The organism is Blautia sp. AF19-1 (assembly GCF_003479155.1).
Classification (GTDB): domain Bacteria; phylum Bacillota; class Clostridia; order Lachnospirales; family Lachnospiraceae; genus Fusicatenibacter; species Fusicatenibacter saccharivorans.
This window is the reverse complement of record NZ_QUGQ01000028.1, coordinates 18,494-36,142: the sequence shown is the minus strand read 5'-3', so window position 1 is coordinate 36,142 and position 17,649 is coordinate 18,494. Positions and strand designations below refer to the sequence as shown.

Here is a 17,649-nt window from a genome sequence, read left to right as displayed (position 1 = left end):
TACAATTCAAAAAAATTTCAAAATTCTCTTGACTGTTTATAGTTTGTCACCTCTCCCTTTTACTTCTGATATTCCTCAATTCTGCAAACATGTTCTTTTGTCTTTTTATTATAATTAATTCCTACCAGAAGCAAGTTTCCCTGATATTCTTCCAGACTTCTGCAATATTCTTTGTCCTTAATCTGCGCAAGCGCACCCTCTGCTGTTTTGTCCCATTTCAGTTCTACAACCAGCGCCGGTTTGTCCTGGTATCTTTTTCTTGGTACGAAAACAAGATCCGCAAACCCTTTTCCCCCAGGCAGTTCACGGTAAACCGTGTAAAAATTCCGTGCTGCATACAGCGCCAGTGAAATCGTATAGCTCAACGCATTTTCATCATTGTACTGAAGCTGTGACGTTTCAAAATGTGCCAGCCGAATTCCCTCTGCTACCTGTGTTTCCTGTTTTTCCCACACAGCCTGCAGAAGATCTGCGGAATTTTTCAGTGCCTTTGAAATATCTCCCCATTGGGAAACGGTTACCGCACTGGCATATTCTGACTGTACCTCGGCATTCGGAATAAAAACATATTTATTCTGTTCCTCATAACCAAGATATCCAAGATGAATCAGCAGTGTCAGCACATCATCCTCTGTCCGGAAAGTTGTCATATCATTCGTAAAACTGCCCGTGTTCACCGGAATCTTTTTCCCTGCCATCATCTGCAGTACGTCATCCCGCAGGCCGTCAAAATTCAGATCAATATACCACTGTAGTGCTTCAAATGTTTCTGTCTGATTCCAGTAATTGCCGATTTTCCGGAATCGCATGGCATTGACAACCGAACGCGGGCTGTAAACCGAACTTTCTCCCGGGAACGAATAGCCGTCATACCAGTTTTTAATTTCTGCCAGATCCATCTGATACCGGCCGCAGAGTTCTTCTACTTCCTGCTCCGTAAATCCTACATATTCTGCGAGCGGCCCTGGATCAAGCATTGTAAATTCATCAAACATATTCAGTGCAGAATGGGTTCCATATTTTTTGATCGGCAGAATACCCGTCAGATAGGCAAGTGCTACGTAAACCTTATCTTTCAGAAAATCCCGCAGGAAATCAAGATACTCTTCCTGTGCTTTTTTATCCTGCTGATATTCCCGGAAAACACAGTCCCATTCATCAATGATAATGACAAACGACTGTTTTGTTGCCGCATAAATATCCTGCAGCGATTCTACCAGATCCGTATCGTCAAAGTAGTCCACGTCCGGATAACTGTTTTTCAGTTCCCGCAGCAGCATTCTTCGAACACGGTCAATCACCTGGCCAATTTCCTTGCTCCGGCTCAGAAATTCCTGCATATTCAAAAAAATCGTAGGATATTGATTTAAGTGCTGTGCAAATACAGCATTTTGAGAAATTTTCAATCCAGAAAAAAGTTCTCTGGAATCGCATTCCTTCCCATAATAAGCCGTCAGCATATCCGCCGTCATAGATTTTCCAAAGCGCCGCGGACGGCTGACACAGACATATCTCTGCACAGTATTAATCACCTGATTGGTATACTCGATCAGCCCTGTTTTATCCACATAAATTTCGGACTGAACCGCTTTTGCAAATTTTTCATTTCCCGGATTCAGATAAACTCCCATATTCCACCTGCGCCTTTCTCTTTCTACCTCTATCATACGATATTCTTGCCTTAAGTTCAATTTAGCATAAGTTGAAAAATGCCAGAATGTTTTTAACTGAGGCAAAACATTCTGGCTGTTTTTTCTGGGATTGCTATGAGTCAATTAATTAATGAATAAAGAACGCGTCCTCTTCCTCGTCTTCCACAACCGGTGTCATCGGGTTATACTCGGTTTCCACCAATTTTTTCACCAGCTCGTGATCGAAGTTGCGGCGAATTTCACAGGTTCTGTCGAAAATCATGGTTGCTTCATCCCCTGGGGTGCATGCCGGCCAGTTCGGGAGGGATGGGGTTTCCGGGCTTCCGTAGCGGGCAAAGTTGATCCAGGCGGTGGCCATACGCTCCTGCAGACGGTCTGTTTCGCCCGGGACATTGCATACGGCGATGCGGTCGATGTTATGGAATACGAACGGAATCTCGGCACAATGCCATGCGGCTTTTCCGCCATCGATCGGGAATTCATAGGTAAACTGATAGGAATAGGTCGGCGCTTCTGTAAACTCCGATTTCTGACGAATGAATTCGATCGTTGCCGGACGGAAGAACGTATCCACAGACCACAGGTCGGCAATTGTTTTGTCCGGATATGCTTTTTCAAAAAGAGAAATCAGTTCCGGCGTTGCATCACCATATTTTCTCGTCAGGAACGCAATCTGTTCCTCACGGTTCATCTCATGTTTTCCCGGCACAACCGGTCCAAAATCAAACTCACCGATGTTGGTTCCTGCCAGCACAGGAATCGTTTTGGCGTGATCCGTAAATCCGCACTTGATCGGATTTCCGCGGAACCAGCCGTTCTCCATCGGTCCCTGTCCGATATAGCAGCCTTTCGCAGCAACCTCTGCCTCAACTTTATTGTACGCATTTGACAGCTCATAATACGGGATCGTCTCAAGCTTCTCCACCTCGGATTCGTCCAGATTCAGTTCTTTTAACAGAGCCTTCACAATCGCGGTGCCGTCTCCGTCCTCTTTCTGATAAACCTTTGCCTCATAAACACCGCTCTCGATGATACCCTTCTGGAACAGGCCGTCTGCTGCCGGCGTATTCATCAGCGTTGCCACCTTCATACCGCCGCCGGACTGACCGAAAATCGTAACATTCTCCGGGTCTCCGCCGAATGCCGCGATATTGTCATGTACCCACTGCAATGCAGCTACCATATCTGCGTTTCCTGCATTCGCAGAATTTTTGTATTTTTCGCCAAACGGCGAGAGATCGAGATAACCGAGGATATTCAGCCGATGGTTCACGGAAACAACAACGACATCACCGAACTCGCTTAAGTGATCCCCCTCATATGCCACATGCTCAATCGCAGAGCCGGCGCTGAAGCCGCCGCCGTGGAGCCATACCATGACCGGCTTTTTCGCACCCGGATCAAGACTCTGTGTCCAGACATTCAGGTTCTGGCAATGCTCGTCCTGCGGCCAGTAGCGATGCGGTACCAGCACCTCCATGTTCGGCTCATCCTGCTTTAAAAGCGGGCATACATAGCCGTATGCCAGTGCATTTTTGATTCCTTTCCACGGTTTCACCGGCTGCGGCATCTGGAAACGATCCGCCTCGGCGTAATGGATTCCATGAAAGGCATACGTCGTGTTCAGTCGGAAACCGCGTACCTTTCCTGCTTTTGTCTCTACTACCGGATCTGTTTTACTGCATACAAAATAATCTCCCATATTTCAGTTACCTTCTTTCTATCCTGTTCTGTGACGCGCAGTTTCCAAAAAACCACCGCAAAATCCCCCTGATCTTTCCGTTTTTGCACCGGTCTTTGAAGCATCTGTTGTTTTTGCATTTACGCATCTGCTCCTTATTATACCAGACAATTTTTTCAGAAACAATTCTTTTCACTTTTATTTTCGGCTGTTTATATCAATAAAGTCCGAAAATCGCGTCAAAAACTGATATTTCCATCACAACTTCAAAGTGCTACAATAAAAAAGAAGGTAAAATCAACGTAAAAAAGGGGACTACTATGACGAAAACAGTACAAAAGAGCAAAGCCCGCGATATGACCCAGGGCTCTATCTGGAAACAGCTTCTTCTCTTCTCGCTTCCGCTGATGGCCGGAAATCTCTTCCAGCAGCTTTACAACACCGTTGACAGCATCGTTGTCGGCAACTTTGTCGGCAAGGAAGCACTCGCCGCCGTCGGCTCCGTCGGTCCGATCATCAATTCTCTGATCGGCTTTTTCATGGGACTTTCCACCGGTGCCGGTGTCATTATCTCTCAGTATTATGGCGCAAAGGCGGATGAAAAGGTCAGCCGCACCGTCAGCACGACACTGGTGATGACATTTTTTCTCTCTATTGTCTTTACTATTCTCGGCATCTTCATTACACCGTACATGCTCCGCATGATGAGTACGCCGAACGACGTCATCCGCGAGTCAGCAACGTATCTTAAAATTTACTTTGGCGGTGTTGCCGGTCTGATGTTCTACAACATGGGCTCCGGCGTTCTCCGCGCTGTCGGCGATTCCCGCCATCCGCTGTATTTCCTGATTTTTTCCGCTGTTGTCAATACCGTGCTCGATCTTTTGTTTGTCGTTTCCTTCGGCATGGGAATCGAGGGTGTGGCGCTTGCAACCGTTATTGCACAGTGCCTTTCGGCGGTTCTGACGCTGTATGTGCTGACCACAACAGACGGCCCATACCGCATCTGTTGGAAAAAGCTCTGCATGGACTGGTCTTTGCTGTACCGCATCGTCTGCGTCGGACTGCCGGCAGCGATCCAGCAGATGGTGACTTCCGTTTCCAACGTTTTCGTGCAGTCCTATATCAATGTATTCGGCTCGGATGTTATGGCAGGCTGGAGTGCCTGCATGAAAATCGACCAGTTTATGATGCTGCCGATGATGAGTGTTGGTCTTGCTTCGACCACCTTCACCGGACAGAACGTCGGTGCCAGCTACATTGACCGTGCAAAGAAGGGTGCTACAACCGCATTCCTGCTTGCTGAGCTTGTAACCATTGTGATGATGATTCCTCTGCTGATTTTCGCCCCGCAAATGGTCTATCTGTTTAACCAGGAGACAGCTGTGATTCGTTATGGAACTCTGTTCCTGTATCTGCTCTCCCCGTTCTACATTCTCTGCTGCGTCAACCAGGTTTACTCCAACGTCCTGCGCGGCGCAGGAGACACCAGAACACCGATGATCGTGATGCTCGGAAGCTTCGTCGTGTTCCGCCAGATTTATCTGTTTGTGATGTCTCATATATTTGATTCCATCATTCCGATTGCACTTGGTTATCCGGCGGGATGGCTGGTATGCAGTGTTCTGATCTATGCCTGCTATCGAAAATTCCGGTGGGATAAAGGAATGCGGAAAAGCTGAAGGATTCCTTTCCTGACATAAGCAAAAGGGGCTGTTGCACTAAGAAAATGAACGTAGTGCGACAGCCCCTTTTTTCGCATTATTTTTTCAGGAGTGCTGCTGAATGCTCTTCAGTTAAAATAACTCCGCAATCGCCGCGATCTTCTCACAGTTTTCCGGCAGCGGGTCGTTTATTTTCGGTGACTGGCGCGTTGCCACGTAACGGCTTGCAATTCCGGCAGAGGCTGCACCGTGGCAGTCAGCGATATCGTCATTTCCTGTCATCAGGCATTCTGCCGGATCGAGGTGATACTGCTTCAGCAGCATCTCATAAAACGCCGGATCCGGTTTTTTCACACCGGCATCCGATGAGAGCAGGATTCCATCAAAGTATTTCGTAAGGCCGAGCAGGGAAATTTCCGGCGCGGTGAAAAGCGCCTGTGCGTTGGACAGCAGAAAAACCTTCTTTCCTGCGTCTTTTAAACGCTGCAGCATTTCCGGCACGCCGGGGAACAGTTTCAGTTCTTCTATCGAAATCGCACGGAACATTTTCGCCAGATCTGCAATTTCTTTTTCCGTTACCGAAACAGCTTGATCCTCAAACAGCTGCCGGAACACATCCGCAATGTCGATTTCCGGTACATGGCTGCCGCGGCATTCCATTTTAAGCGCAGCTTCCTGCTCTTTGATTTTTGTCTCATACGCCATCCGGAGTTCTTTCGGCTCATAGGCGGCCCCTTTCATGCCGAAGAACAGGCTCATTTTTTTCCAGAGATACGCTTTCTTTTCATTCGTATGTATATCTACCAGAGTTCCATATAAATCAAAAATATAATTCTGATACATCCTTCATCATCCTTTCTTACGGAAAGTTTTCCACACGACACGTATTCTACCAGACTTTTCTCCACAATTCCATGTCTTTTTTCCAGACTTCCTATCTTTTTTTCTCCACCCAGACTGTCCACCAAACCAGATCGTTGAAACCTGTTTTGTCTTGCTCTCTGTAAGAAAGAATCCTGCCCGGAGGGCTTTTTACTTTATCGGAAAATTCAACGAAGTTTCCGGTAACGTAAAAAAATTCCCCCGTACAGATTTTGTCCGCAACAGGGGAATTCATTACATCTCACAGTCTCCTGCGAATTGTAATCTTTGATTTACTTTCTCGCATCCAGCATTTCTTTCACCAGACGAATATACTCCGGTGTCGTTCCGCAGCAGCCGCCGACAATGCCTGCACCCGCGTCTACCAGAATGTTCATATATTTTGCAAACGTCGGCGCATCCATGCTGTAGATTGCCTCACCGGTCGGCGTAATTTTCGGCAGGCCGGCATTCGGTTTTACGATAACCGGTACTCTTGCCACTTTTTTCATGGAATTTACGACTGCCTCAAGCTGATCCGGTCCGACCGAGCAGTTCAGTCCTACGGCGGATGCTCCCATTTCCTGCAGTGTCTCAACTGCTTCCACAGCGTTTCCGCCGAACAGGGCAGAACCGTCTGCTTCCAGCGTCAGAGAACACATAATCGGCAGATCGCAGACAGAAAGTGCAGCATCCATAAAGACACACGTTTCGTCTACGCTCAGCATCGTCTCCGCTACCAGAAGATCAACGCCCGCATTTGCTACCGCTGTTACCTGCTCTGTGTAGGATTCCAGCAGCTCTTCATAAGAGAGATCGCCTTTTGGCTGCAGCATTCTTCCCGGTGTGGAAAAATCTCCCGCAATCAGCGCACCTGTTCCGGCAAGCGCTTTTTTCGAAATGTCCACCAGGCGTGCATTCAGCTCCTCCACCTCGTTTTCTCTTCCATAATCCGCTAATTTCAATCTGTTTGCACCAAAGGTCGGCGCATAGACAATCTGGCTTCCCGCCTCCACGTAAGCCTTCTGTAAATTTGCCAGAATATCAGGATGCTCCAGAACCCAAAGTTCTGTACTGACTCCTTTTGGCATTCCCGCTTTTGTCAGATTTGATCCGGTTGCGCCATCCAATAAAATGACACCTGCTCCGGCAAGCTGTTCAAATTCTTCTCTTGTCATTTTCTTTTCTCCATTCTGCCCGAGTTCCCTGCAGCACATGTCCGCGTATACTGACAAATCCCGGCTGTTTTTTTCTGAACCTGCCGCGCTTTTCGCGTCAAATTCATGTTCAGTATAGCATTGTATTGTTTTCCCGACAAGTAGAAAAGAGGTATCCGTTTTGGATACCCCTTCGTCTGTTTCTGTTCACGAATGTTCAGCAAACCCCGACATTCTCAATCATGATGCGCGTCTGAATGATGTGTCTCCGAATGATGCGTCTCCGAATGATGTGTCCTGCCCGAGCTGTTCCCTCCACCGGATGTGGTATTTTTCGGTGACCCCGGAGACAAATTTGTTCCCTGGTTCACACGGGTTGCTTTCTGTCCATTTTCCACCTGCGAGGATGCCGATACCGTTGAAACACCCGAATCGGAACTGTTTTCCGTTGCAGCATTTTTTCCACACGCAACGAAAGCCAATACTGCTGTACCGACAAGTACGGAAATTACTGCCTTCTTCATTTCTCCACCTTCTTTCCTGGTACATCGTTTTCGCCTGAACATTAGAGCGTGTCTGAAAAATTATTTCCGCAATTTGCGAGATACACTCTGGTTGTAATTTCATTTTAAATGAACTTCTTACTATTGTCAATTTACTCTACAAATTCCCTATTATTTTCTTTTTTTGTAACGATTCAGAGCCATGCGAAATGGAAGAAAAATCGCGAAGCAGCCGGACCCCTCTCCCGGATCCGGCTGCCGTTTGTCCTGTATCGTATGCTTTTATTCTGCAGTGCTTGAAGACGTTGAAGCAGTGCCTGTGCTGCTTGTCGATGTCGTTTCGGTACTGCCTGATGTCGTGCTGTCAGACGTTGTACTGTCCGTTGCGGTACTGTCCGTTGTTGTGCTGTCGGTTGTGGTTCCATCTGTGGAATCTGTAGAAGCGCTGTCAACTGTCATCGTATACAGATCTGCGTCCGTTACTTCAAGTTTTTTCCAGTTGGATGCGACCTTGATATCGCTCTCCTTTACCCATCCATCCAGTGTATCGTTGTACTTATCCGATTTGCGGTTGGAAATGATGGTCTGTCTTCTGGACTCGGTTTTGTCCTCGTCGAATGCTTTATCTACACGGATCACATAATATGCATCGTCGCCTTCGATGACACCGTCATAATACTCGCCATCCTTCAGCTTTGCTGCTTCTTCCGCTACTTTATCTCCAAGAGAACAGGTATCGTCATCGTCTTTCTCCGATCCGGTTCCAAAGGATGTCTCGGAAGAGGTCAGATAAGAAACCTCAGAGGAGGAATCGCTGGCGGAACTGCTCGATGTGCTCGCGCTTGAAGCGTCGGATGCGCTTGTGTCGGAAGCATCGGAAGAAGAGCTGCTCTCATCGGAGCTGTCGGCAGAATCGGTGGAATCTGCGGTATTCTCCGCATTTAACTGATCGTTCAGCTCCTTGCGCAGATCGGTAAACGATGCGGCTGCAGGATCCTCAGACTCTTTTAAGAGATCCAGGAATCTCTGTGCGATTTCTTTCTTTGCCGCTTTTTCCTCGTCCGTCAAATCAATCGTTTTTCCATCGTCATCCTTCTCGGTTCCTGCTGTGGATACCGTGATGTAGCTGATGGAGGTCTGCTTTGCCTCTTCATCGGATACCTCGGTATCTACATCTGCGATGATCGGATCATAAATTTTGGTTTGAATAACATACAGCTCCAGTGCATCCTGGATGTCCTCAACGGTTGCGTGCAACTTTTTCATCACATCGTCACCGTTCTTATCTGCGAATGCCTGTGCAGCCTCTTTCGCCTGCTGTTTTTCCTCGTCTGTCAGGGAAATTCCGTATTCCTCTGCGTGCTGCCGCATCAGAAGCTCTTTTTCGATCGTATCAAGAGACTGCTCCTTGAACGTTTCCCCGGTAGTCTTTCCATCGTCGCCTTCCTTGTCGTACATCTCAGACGGCATCTGCATTCCGTACATCGAGTACATCTTGGAATAATAATTGTACATGGTTGCCTGCTGATATCTCAGCATGAAATTTGCCTGTCCGAGTGTAATCGACTCGTCATTTACAGTAATTGCCGTTTTTGTTCCGTCCACATTGTCGGAACCGCAGCCAGTCAGTCCCATCGCTGCCATCGAAGCACTCAGCATAACGCAGACTGCTTTTGCTTTTAAATTTTTCATTACTTCCTCCTCATGCAGGGCGAAATGTATGCTCAAAAAGAGTTTTTCTTTTTACACGTTCGAATTTCCGGTCCTGCATCGATTTTTATAAACGCTTTTCCTATTATACCCTTTTTGTTGATACAGGGCAACTTTTTTCTTCCCTGTTCACGCCTTTTTCACACGATTTTGTGGTTATGCGAGTATTTCACTCCTGTGTGATCTGCAGCAGATCTTCCACCAGTGCATGGCTCTTCTCCAGCAGATCGATCTTTTCCTTTGAATTTCTCCGCCGCGGCGTGTAGACAAACGCCAGCGACTCCATCTGGAATTTCAGTTCGTCTCGGTATTTCTGCAGCAGCTCCGGAATCCGCGCCACATCGATTTTTGCATGCTGCTGTAAGGTGACTCGTACCGAATCGCCCATCTGTTTCAGCTCCGTCACATACGCACAGTGCGCCAGCGCTTTCAGTTCTGCAACAGCCAGAAGATTCTGTACATTTTTCGGCGGTTCCCCGAAGCGGTCGGTCAGCTCCTCCGTCATGTCCTCATACTCTTCCTTATTTTCAATCGCCGCAATTCGCTTATAGGTGTCAAGCTTCAGAGACTCGTTGCTGATGTAGCTGTCCGGAATATAGGCACTGACATTCAGATCAATCGTTGTCTCGAACGCTTCTGCCGGTGCGATGCCCTTCGCCTCCTGGACAGCCTCTGCGAGCATTTTACAATAGAGATCGTATCCAACCGATTCCATATGGCCCGACTGCTCTGCGCCCAGCAGATTTCCGGCGCCTCGGATCTCAAGATCACGCATTGCAATTTTAAAGCCGCTTCCCATCTCCGTAAATTCACGGATCGCATGGAGACGCTTCTCCGCCACTTCCTTCAACATCTTGTTTCTGCGGTACATCAGAAATGCGTAGGAAGTCCGGTTCGACCGTCCGACGCGGCCGCGGAGCTGATAGAGCTGTGACAGTCCCATCTGGTCAGAATCATGGATAATCATGGTATTGACATTCGAAATATCGAGTCCTGTCTCAATGATCGTTGTTGACACGAGCACATCGATCTCTCCGTTGATAAATCCGTACATGATCTTCTCGAGCTCGCGCTCCTTCATCTGCCCGTGCGCAAAGCCCACATTTGCATCCGGCACGAGCTTCTGGATCGTGTTCGCCATATCCGCAATCGACTGGACACGGTTATAGACATAGTAAACCTGCCCGCCCCGCGCAAGTTCACGGTTAATCGCCTCGCGAACCATTTCTTCATTGTATTCACAGACAAAGGTCTGGATCGGCTGTCGATCCTGCGGTGCTTCCTCGAGCACACTCATATCCCGGATGCCGATCAGGCTCATGTGCATGGTACGTGGAATCGGCGTCGCCGTCAGTGTCAGAACATCCACATTTTTTTGCAGCTGTTTGATTTTTTCTTTATGCGTCACGCCGAACCGCTGCTCCTCATCGACAATCAGAAGGCCAAGATCTTTGAACTTTACGTCCTTCGACAGAACGCGGTGTGTTCCGATGACAATATCCACGAGTCCTTTTTTCAGATCCTCCAGCGTTTTTTTCTGCTCTGCCGGCGTGCGGAACCGGCACAGAAGATCAACGCGCACCGGAAAGTCCTTCATGCGCTCAACGAACGTATTGTAATGCTGCTGTGCCAGAATGGTGGTCGGAACGAGGTAGACGACCTGTTTGCTCTCCTGTACTGCCTTGAACGCTGCACGGATTGCAACCTCGGTTTTGCCGTATCCGACATCGCCGCAGATCAGGCGGTCCATGATCTTTTTGCTCTCCATGTCCGCCTTTGTCGCCTCGATCGCCGCAAGCTGATCGTCCGTCTCCTCAAACGGAAACAGTTCCTCAAATTCCTTCTGCCAGATCGTATCCTTTCCGAACTGATAGCCGGATGACGCCTGCCGCTCGGCATACAGCTTCACGAGATCCTGTGCGATATTTTTTACCGCATGGCGAACCCGTGTTTTCGTCTTATTCCATTCCTGACCGCCGATTTTATTCAGCTTCGGCACCTTTGCAGCTTCGCCGGACGCATACTTCTGCAGCGTATCGAGCTGGGTGGCCAGCACATAGAGGTTCGATCCGCCCGCATACTCGATTTTCATGTAATCACGCGTTACGCGGTCCATCTCAATTTTTTCGATACCGCGGTAAATACCAAGACCGTGGCTCTCATGCACGACATAGTCACCGATCGATAGATCTGCAAAATTCTGGATTTTCTGACCGGAATACTCCGATTTCTTCCGGTTTTTCTTCTTCTCTTTTCCAAAAATATCCGTCTCTGTGATCAGCACAAATTTCTGCATCGGATATTCAAAGCCTCTGCGGGCCGCGCCGTGGATCAGCATGACCTCGCCCGGTTTCAGAACACGCTCCTCATTCTCGCTGTAGAAGGCCGGAATCTCCTCATTCTGCAGGTCCTCTGCCAGATGCTGCGCCCTCGTCCGCGACGGACTCGCCAGTACAATACGGTAACCCGCTTTTTTCCAGGATTTCAGATCTTTTACCAGAAGCGGGAACTGATTGTTATACGAATTGACCGATTTCACCGTCACACTGAACTCATCGCGGATGTTCCACTCGCCCTTCTGCGGCTCCATCAGCGATACGGCAACACAGCCGCGGCGGTTCAGTTTTGCCACAAGCTCCGCCGTACTGCACATCAGCTTCGCCTGTCCCGGCAGGAGGTATCCCTTTTCAAGACGGTGGCTCACGCTCTCCTGAAATTCTGCTTCCAGCGCATCGGCACACTCGATGATGCGGTTCGGCTCATCGAGGAAAATGCGGCTGTTCTCCGGCAGATACTCAAGAAACGAGACGGTCTCCGGATAAAAATAATGAAGATACTGCTCCGCTCCCTGCAGAATTTCGCCTTCTCCGATCCGGTCGCAGATTTCCTCTGCTGCACGGCGGATCCTTGCCGCTTCCTCTGTCATCATTTTGTCGCGGAATTTTGTGCTTTGCGCTTTCGCCTCTTTTTTTATAGCTTTTACGCCGCGCGCAATCGTATCCTCTGTTAAAATCAGCTCCGATGCCGGATAGATTATGATTTCCTCGAGGTTTTCAATCGACCGCTGGCTCTCCGCATCGAAGCTTCGGATGGAATCTATCTCATCGCCCCAGAGCTCAATCCGGATCGGGTTCTGTTCCGTCAGCGGATAAATATCGAGAATGCCGCCGCGGACGGAAAACTCGCCGGTCGACTCCACCTGAAAGGTACTCTCATAGCCGAGCTGCACCAGCTCTTTTCTTATTTTATCCAGATCGAGTTCGCTGTCATTGCGCAGATGGATGCAATGTTTTTCGAACACGCCAAGAGGCAGAAGAAAGTCCATACATCCCCCTACACTGGTGATGATGGTAACTTCCTTCCGCTCAAGAAGTGCCTGGATCACCTGAAGCCGCTGCCGGATCAGTAGATTTCCGTGAATGTCTGCCTGATAGAAAATCAGGTCCTTCGCCGGATAATACAGCGTCTCCGCATCGTACAGCCGGTAATCCTCATATAATTCTTTTGCTTTTAATTCATTTTCCGCGATCAGAAGCCGCACCGGGGCATCCTCGGAGAGACCTGCAATCATGTGGGCTTTCTGGCTTTCCAGACAGCCCGAGATCACCGTCACACCTGCGGTTCCTTTTTTCAGATCACGGAACAGCTCGTCAAAACGGGCAATTTCTTTGATCGGTTCTAATAACGCTTTCATTTTCCTTACTCTGCCGGGTTTGCAGATTTGCGGTTATACTCATTCATAGCTGCGTCCACATCCCCGTTCAGCATCTGCTCAATTGCTTTTGCCGCATGCTCGATCGCCAGATTTACAAGGGGACGTTCGTCTTTCGTAAACGGACTTAACACGTAGTCCGCCAGATCCCAGTTTTTCGGTTTCTCACCGACGCCGACCTTCACACGCATAAAATGGTCGGTGCCAAGATTGGCGATGATGTTTTTGATGCCATTGTGGCCGCCCGCGCTTCCTTTTTTGCGGATACGGATCTGTCCCGGCGCCAGGCTGATATCATCGTAAACCACGATCAGCTCGCTCTCCGGATCCACTTTGTAATAGTTCACCAGCTCCCGAACGGACTCGCCGCTCAGGTTCATATATGTCATCGGCTTTGCGACAATGACTTTCTGGCCTGCGATCATGCCCTTTCCGAACAGTGCCTTGTGGCCTGCACCGGAAGACGGGATCTGATATTCGTCGATCAGGTAATCGATGGTGTCGAATCCGACGTTGTGCTTCGTGCCCTCATACTGGCGCGTCGGATTTCCCAAACCTACTATAATAAACATACTTCCTCCTGCAATGCAGACAACAGAGAGCAGAAAAAACTTTCCCTGCCCTCTGTTGTCTGATGTATGATTGTTCCTTTTCTTTAGTTAAAATATACCAGTTCGCTCTCCGGTTTCTTGGCCGGTTTGATTTCTTTTGCATACAGAACCGGGCCTTCGCCATCGTAAACCTTCATATAGCCCCATTTTACCGTTGCAGTCACGTCAACCCAGGAACCCATTACGAGAGATTTGGCGCTTGCGCATTTGCAGACATAGCCGATAAAAGAAGTATCATCTGCACAGCAGGTCATTGCCATACGACCCGGAACAAAGAAATCGGCTCCGACATCCTTGCTCTTTAATACCATACCGCGGAAATGAACAGTCTTGCCCTCGTAACGCTCCGGGTTGTCGCCCATATCGACATACCAGATTCCGTAATCGGCATCGTCGATCTCGATCACATCGGCATCGGTATCAAACGGCATCTGATCCTCAAAAATGTTGTCAATTTCGCCTTCTTCATTCTCAAACAGAACGTCGCATGCCTGATTGACTACTTTGATGCTGCGGCGGAATGCCGGAAGTGGATCTTCTGGACGACAGCGGTTGAACATAACCATATCCGCATTTTTTGCCATCTCCATGAAAACAGATTTCATATTCTGCATATAAATCTGGAAGCAGCTTGCATCGACCGTCACAATCTCCTGTACAATGCCCCAGCCGCGCGGCAGCTCCATTTCTTCCAGTTTTTTTACACTCCAGAGCGGATTGTATTCCAGAATAATACGTTCCGGGCGGTATTTGCGGTTCAGTTTTTTCAGGTAATCCAGGGTAAACTGCTCTGGTCCTTCTACGATTTCCAGGACGGTGTTGTGTTTGAGCAGTTCTTTTTCGTCGTACTCTACTTCACCTTCTTCGGTTGTGATCAGAAGGGTCGGTCCGTCGATCTGGAAATAGTCCTGTGCTACGGTAAAATTGATAAAAGAGGTTTTTCCACTCTCCAGAAATCCTGTTATGAGATAAATCGGAATTTCTACTTCGTCTTCTTCGTACATTTTGTACCTCCGTTGTCTTTGACGTACTCCCGGAATCTTTCTGCACTTGCTTTTGCGGCTGAGATTCCGGACGTGCCTTTTGCTTTGTCTCTAAATCAAGAAAAAAGCTGCCACATCGGATTTTGTTTCTGATGCGGCAGCTTCACTACAGTTCACAGGTACCCTGCGGACCGTAATTTTCGCAGCTACTTTGTATTTTTACAGTCCGAACAGCTCTGCCAGCTTATCTTCTGCTAATTTGGAACCGATGACACAGATTCTTCCGGTGAATTCCGGTGCTCCGTCACGTACTTCGTACTCTTCCGGAACCATATCGAAATAGATCCACTGTCCATCGGCGCCTGCTACCATACCTTTGGCCCGAAGAACCATACCATAAGCGGTATCCTCGGAAAGTTTCTTTAAGATGCCTTCAATCTGCTCTTTGGTGAAGGTCTTCACAGTCTCCTGACCCCAGCTTGTGAAAACTTCGTCTGCGTGATGATGGTGATGATGATCATGACCGCAGCCGCACTCGTCATCGTGGTGATGATGATGCTCATGGTCGTGATCATGGCCGCAACAGCACTCGTCATCATGGTCGTGGTGATGATGCTCATGCTCCTCGTCGTGATCGTGGCCGCAGCAGCACTCGCCGTCATGGTCGTGGTGATGATGTTCATGTTCGTCCTCATCATGATCGTGATGATGGTGCTCATGCTCCTCATCGTGGTCATGGCCGCAGCAGCACTCGTCGTGGTCATGATGATGGTGATGATGCTCTTCCTCTTCTACCTGCGCAAGGTTGATGATGGCACCTTCCATCGTATCGAGTACTTTCTTACCACCCAGTACTTCAACCGGTGTGGTAATAATGTGTGCTTCCGGATTCAGTTCGCGGAGCATCTTTACTGCTGCCTCTACTTTTTCCGTATCGGCTTTATCGGTACGGCTCAGGATGATGGTTCCTGCGCTCTTTACCTGATTCTCGAAGAATTCGCCGAAGTTTCTGAGATACATTTTGCATTTCATAACGTCGACTACGGTTGTTGCGGAATTCAGGGCTACGCCTGCTTCTTTTTCTACACCGTCTACAGCCTTGATGACGTCGGAGAGTTTACCTACGCCGGACGGCTCGATGATGATGCGGTCCGGGTGATATTTGGTGATAACATCTTTTAATGCTGCGCCGAAGTCTCCCACAAGAGAGCAGCAGATGCAGCCGGAGTTCATTTCACGGATTTCGATACCGGCATCTTTTAAGAAGCCTCCGTCGATTCCGATTTCACCGAATTCGTTCTCGATCAGGACAACCTGCTGGCCTTTCAGTGCGTCTCCGAGGAGTTTTTTGATCAGGGTTGTTTTTCCTGCGCCCAGGAAACCTGAAATAATGTCTATTCTTGTCATTGATTTAACCTCTTTATCTTGTTGATTCCGTTTATAGTTAGCTGCAAAAGGGCCGAAGTTTATCCTCCGCCCCACACTCACGCTTATTATAGCAACCATAGAACAAAAAATCAAGAGAATTTCCCTTGCTTTTTCTGCATTTCACCATTATAATATATTACATGTCTTTTCTACTTTAACGCGTTGAATGGGCAAATCATTTTACCTATGAATGGGGGATTTTTTTATGAGTGGAACGAAAGAAAAAAAACTCAATCTGCCACAGTCACTGCTTTTGCTGCTGCTGATCATCGTATCCGTCGCAGTCTGTATCCGCCTGAAAACCGGCGGTCCTATGATCGGCCTGTTTGCAAGCTGGATTTTTATCTATCTGTTTTGTAAGATTTTCGGTATTTCTTACGCCAACATTGTTGCCGGCGCATACGATGCCATCCGTATGGTCGTCCCGACGCTCTGCCTTCTGATGGCCATCGGTGTCATGATCGGCACCTGGCTGCAGAGTGGCACCATTGCCACCATCATTTCCTGGGGCTTAAAAATGATTAACCCGTCCTGGCTGCTGCCTCTGACGCTGCTGTTCTGCTCCATTTTGAGTATTGTAACCGGTACTTCCTATGGTTCCGTCGGAAGCGCAGGTGTTGCCATGATGGCGATCGGAAACGCCATGGGTATCCATCCTGGCATGGTAGCCGGTGCTGTCATCTGCGGTGCCATGTTCGGTGACAAATTAAGTCCTCTTTCCGATACCACAAACCTTGCTCCGGCCGTTGCAGATGCCAAACTTGGCGATCATATCCGCTCGATGCTCTGGACCACCCTTCCAACGTATGTAATTACCTTAATTCTTTTTACTATTCTCGGTTTCCAGCAGACCAGCGGAAGCTATACCGAGGGAAGCATTACCGTTTACATCGATGCTTTAAACGGTGAATTCCAGCTCGGATGGATTACCATGATCCCTGCCATCCTGATTATTGTATTGCTCCTCTGCAAAGTAAATGCGATCTCTGCACTTGGTCTTTCCAGCTTCGCTGCCGGATTTGTTTCCTATTTTGTGCAGCACGATACTCTGCAGGGCATCATCCGCACAGCTTACAACGGTTACACAACCACAATCGAAGAACCGGTATTACAATCCATCTTAAACCGCGGCGGCATGGGAAGCATGCTCCAGTACGTAGCCATTATCTGCTTTGCTGTCGGCATGGGCGGCATGCTGGAAAAACTCGGTGTACTGGATCACATTCTTCAGGCGATTGTAAAGAGAATCAATAGCGATGGAAGTATGATCCTGGCAACGATGATTGTCGGTTACGTGACCAGCCTCATCAGCTGCTCCCAGCCGATGGCACACGTTCTGACCGGCCGTCTGATGGCACCTGTCTTTCAAGAGCGCAAGGTTGCACCGGAAATTCTTTCCCGCTGCCTCGAAGACTCCGGAACTATGGCTGGTCCTATGATTCCATGGCATGGCTACGGCGTATACATGGCCGGCACACTTGGTGTTGCATGGTCGGCATTTTTCCCGTACTTATTCCTGCTTTACCTGACCCCGGTTTTCAGTATTTTCTACGGATTTACCGGAATTTCCATTAAGCATCTTCCGGAAACCCAAAACAATGAATCAAAAGAAGAGAAATAAGGCAAAAGCAGAAATCGTAACAGAAAATCATAAACAGAAACAGAAACAAAAAAGAAAAGGAAAAGA

At 48.4% G+C, this 17,649-nt stretch carries 12 protein-coding genes; 2 read left to right on the top strand and 10 right to left on the bottom strand.

The window, feature by feature from the left end; genetic code table 11:
- Positions 1 to 59: 59 nt before the first annotated feature.
- Both DWX26_RS15360 and DWX26_RS15355 read right to left on the bottom strand, forming a co-directional pair.
- Entirely contained in the window at positions 60 to 1,631 is a 1,572-nt protein-coding gene (locus DWX26_RS15360) for an AAA family ATPase (RefSeq protein WP_117761311.1), read from the bottom strand.
- 148 nt (positions 1,632 to 1,779) lie between these two features.
- Positions 1,780 to 3,354 (bottom strand): carboxylesterase/lipase family protein, encoded by a 1,575-nt coding sequence (locus DWX26_RS15355; protein ID WP_117510899.1) that lies wholly within the window; start codon positions 3,352 to 3,354, stop codon positions 1,780 to 1,782.
- Positions 3,355 to 3,653: 299 nt separating this feature from the next.
- Between DWX26_RS15355 and DWX26_RS15350 the strand changes: the two genes are divergently transcribed.
- On the top strand, positions 3,654 to 5,015 hold the full coding sequence (locus tag DWX26_RS15350) for an MATE family efflux transporter (RefSeq protein WP_118595555.1): 1,362 nt from the start codon (positions 3,654 to 3,656) through the stop codon (positions 5,013 to 5,015).
- A 114-nt stretch (positions 5,016 to 5,129) separates the two neighbouring features.
- Here the strand turns inward: DWX26_RS15350 and DWX26_RS15345 are convergent, their stop codons facing one another.
- From DWX26_RS15345 to DWX26_RS15305, 8 genes are all read right to left on the bottom strand, one after another.
- Positions 5,130 to 5,840 (bottom strand): HAD family hydrolase, encoded by a 711-nt coding sequence (locus DWX26_RS15345; protein ID WP_117801642.1) that lies wholly within the window; start codon positions 5,838 to 5,840, stop codon positions 5,130 to 5,132.
- A gap of 311 nt (positions 5,841 to 6,151) precedes the next feature.
- Positions 6,152 to 7,036, bottom strand: coding sequence for a homocysteine S-methyltransferase family protein (locus DWX26_RS15335; RefSeq protein ID WP_118601737.1), 885 nt, complete (start codon positions 7,034 to 7,036; stop codon positions 6,152 to 6,154).
- A 215-nt stretch (positions 7,037 to 7,251) separates the two neighbouring features.
- Positions 7,252 to 7,539 (bottom strand): hypothetical protein, encoded by a 288-nt coding sequence (locus tag DWX26_RS15330; protein ID WP_117801644.1) that lies wholly within the window; start codon positions 7,537 to 7,539, stop codon positions 7,252 to 7,254.
- A gap of 261 nt (positions 7,540 to 7,800) precedes the next feature.
- Positions 7,801 to 9,210 (bottom strand): SurA N-terminal domain-containing protein, encoded by a 1,410-nt coding sequence (locus DWX26_RS15325; protein WP_117801645.1) that lies wholly within the window; start codon positions 9,208 to 9,210, stop codon positions 7,801 to 7,803.
- Between the two features lie 187 nt (positions 9,211 to 9,397).
- Entirely contained in the window at positions 9,398 to 12,922 is a 3,525-nt protein-coding gene (mfd, locus tag DWX26_RS15320) for a transcription-repair coupling factor (protein ID WP_118601736.1), read from the bottom strand.
- Between the two features lie 5 nt (positions 12,923 to 12,927).
- Positions 12,928 to 13,512, bottom strand: coding sequence for an aminoacyl-tRNA hydrolase (gene pth, locus DWX26_RS15315; RefSeq protein ID WP_055220923.1), 585 nt, complete (start codon positions 13,510 to 13,512; stop codon positions 12,928 to 12,930).
- An 83-nt stretch (positions 13,513 to 13,595) separates the two neighbouring features.
- The gene (locus DWX26_RS15310; RefSeq protein ID WP_055225753.1) at positions 13,596 to 14,555 is read right to left on the bottom strand and encodes a TIGR03943 family putative permease subunit; all 960 of its coding nucleotides are present in this window, start codon (positions 14,553 to 14,555) and stop codon (positions 13,596 to 13,598) included.
- A 198-nt stretch (positions 14,556 to 14,753) separates the two neighbouring features.
- The gene (locus DWX26_RS15305) at positions 14,754 to 15,941 is read right to left on the bottom strand and encodes a GTP-binding protein (RefSeq protein ID WP_055225755.1); all 1,188 of its coding nucleotides are present in this window, start codon (positions 15,939 to 15,941) and stop codon (positions 14,754 to 14,756) included.
- A gap of 226 nt (positions 15,942 to 16,167) precedes the next feature.
- Between DWX26_RS15305 and nhaC the strand changes: the two genes are divergently transcribed.
- Positions 16,168 to 17,583, top strand: a complete 1,416-nt coding sequence (nhaC, locus tag DWX26_RS15300) for a Na+/H+ antiporter NhaC (protein WP_117813417.1) — start codon at positions 16,168 to 16,170, stop codon at positions 17,581 to 17,583.
- Positions 17,584 to 17,649: the final 66 nt, after the last annotated feature.

What these genes read in the sequence shown, in the direction of transcription:
- DWX26_RS15345 (WP_117801642.1), bottom strand. Translation starts at nt 5,840, where the DNA reads ATGTATCAGAATTATATTTTTGATTTATATGGAACTCTGGTAGATATA.
- DWX26_RS15325 (WP_117801645.1), bottom strand. Translation starts at nt 9,210, where the DNA reads ATGAAAAATTTAAAAGCAAAAGCAGTCTGCGTTATGCTGAGTGCTTCG.
- DWX26_RS15305 (WP_055225755.1), bottom strand. Translation starts at nt 15,941, where the DNA reads ATGACAAGAATAGACATTATTTCAGGTTTCCTGGGCGCAGGAAAAACA.
- nhaC (WP_117813417.1), top strand. Translation starts at nt 16,168, where the DNA reads ATGAGTGGAACGAAAGAAAAAAAACTCAATCTGCCACAGTCACTGCTT.
- DWX26_RS15335 (WP_118601737.1), bottom strand. Translation starts at nt 7,036, where the DNA reads ATGACAAGAGAAGAATTTGAACAGCTTGCCGGAGCAGGTGTCATTTTA.
- DWX26_RS15355 (WP_117510899.1), bottom strand. Translation starts at nt 3,354, where the DNA reads ATGGGAGATTATTTTGTATGCAGTAAAACAGATCCGGTAGTAGAGACA.
- DWX26_RS15330 (WP_117801644.1), bottom strand. Translation starts at nt 7,539, where the DNA reads ATGAAGAAGGCAGTAATTTCCGTACTTGTCGGTACAGCAGTATTGGCT.
- DWX26_RS15310 (WP_055225753.1), bottom strand. Translation starts at nt 14,555, where the DNA reads ATGTACGAAGAAGACGAAGTAGAAATTCCGATTTATCTCATAACAGGA.
- DWX26_RS15360 (WP_117761311.1), bottom strand. Translation starts at nt 1,631, where the DNA reads ATGGGAGTTTATCTGAATCCGGGAAATGAAAAATTTGCAAAAGCGGTT.
- mfd (WP_118601736.1), bottom strand. Translation starts at nt 12,922, where the DNA reads ATGAAAGCGTTATTAGAACCGATCAAAGAAATTGCCCGTTTTGACGAG.
- DWX26_RS15350 (WP_118595555.1), top strand. Translation starts at nt 3,654, where the DNA reads ATGACGAAAACAGTACAAAAGAGCAAAGCCCGCGATATGACCCAGGGC.
- pth (WP_055220923.1), bottom strand. Translation starts at nt 13,512, where the DNA reads ATGTTTATTATAGTAGGTTTGGGAAATCCGACGCGCCAGTATGAGGGC.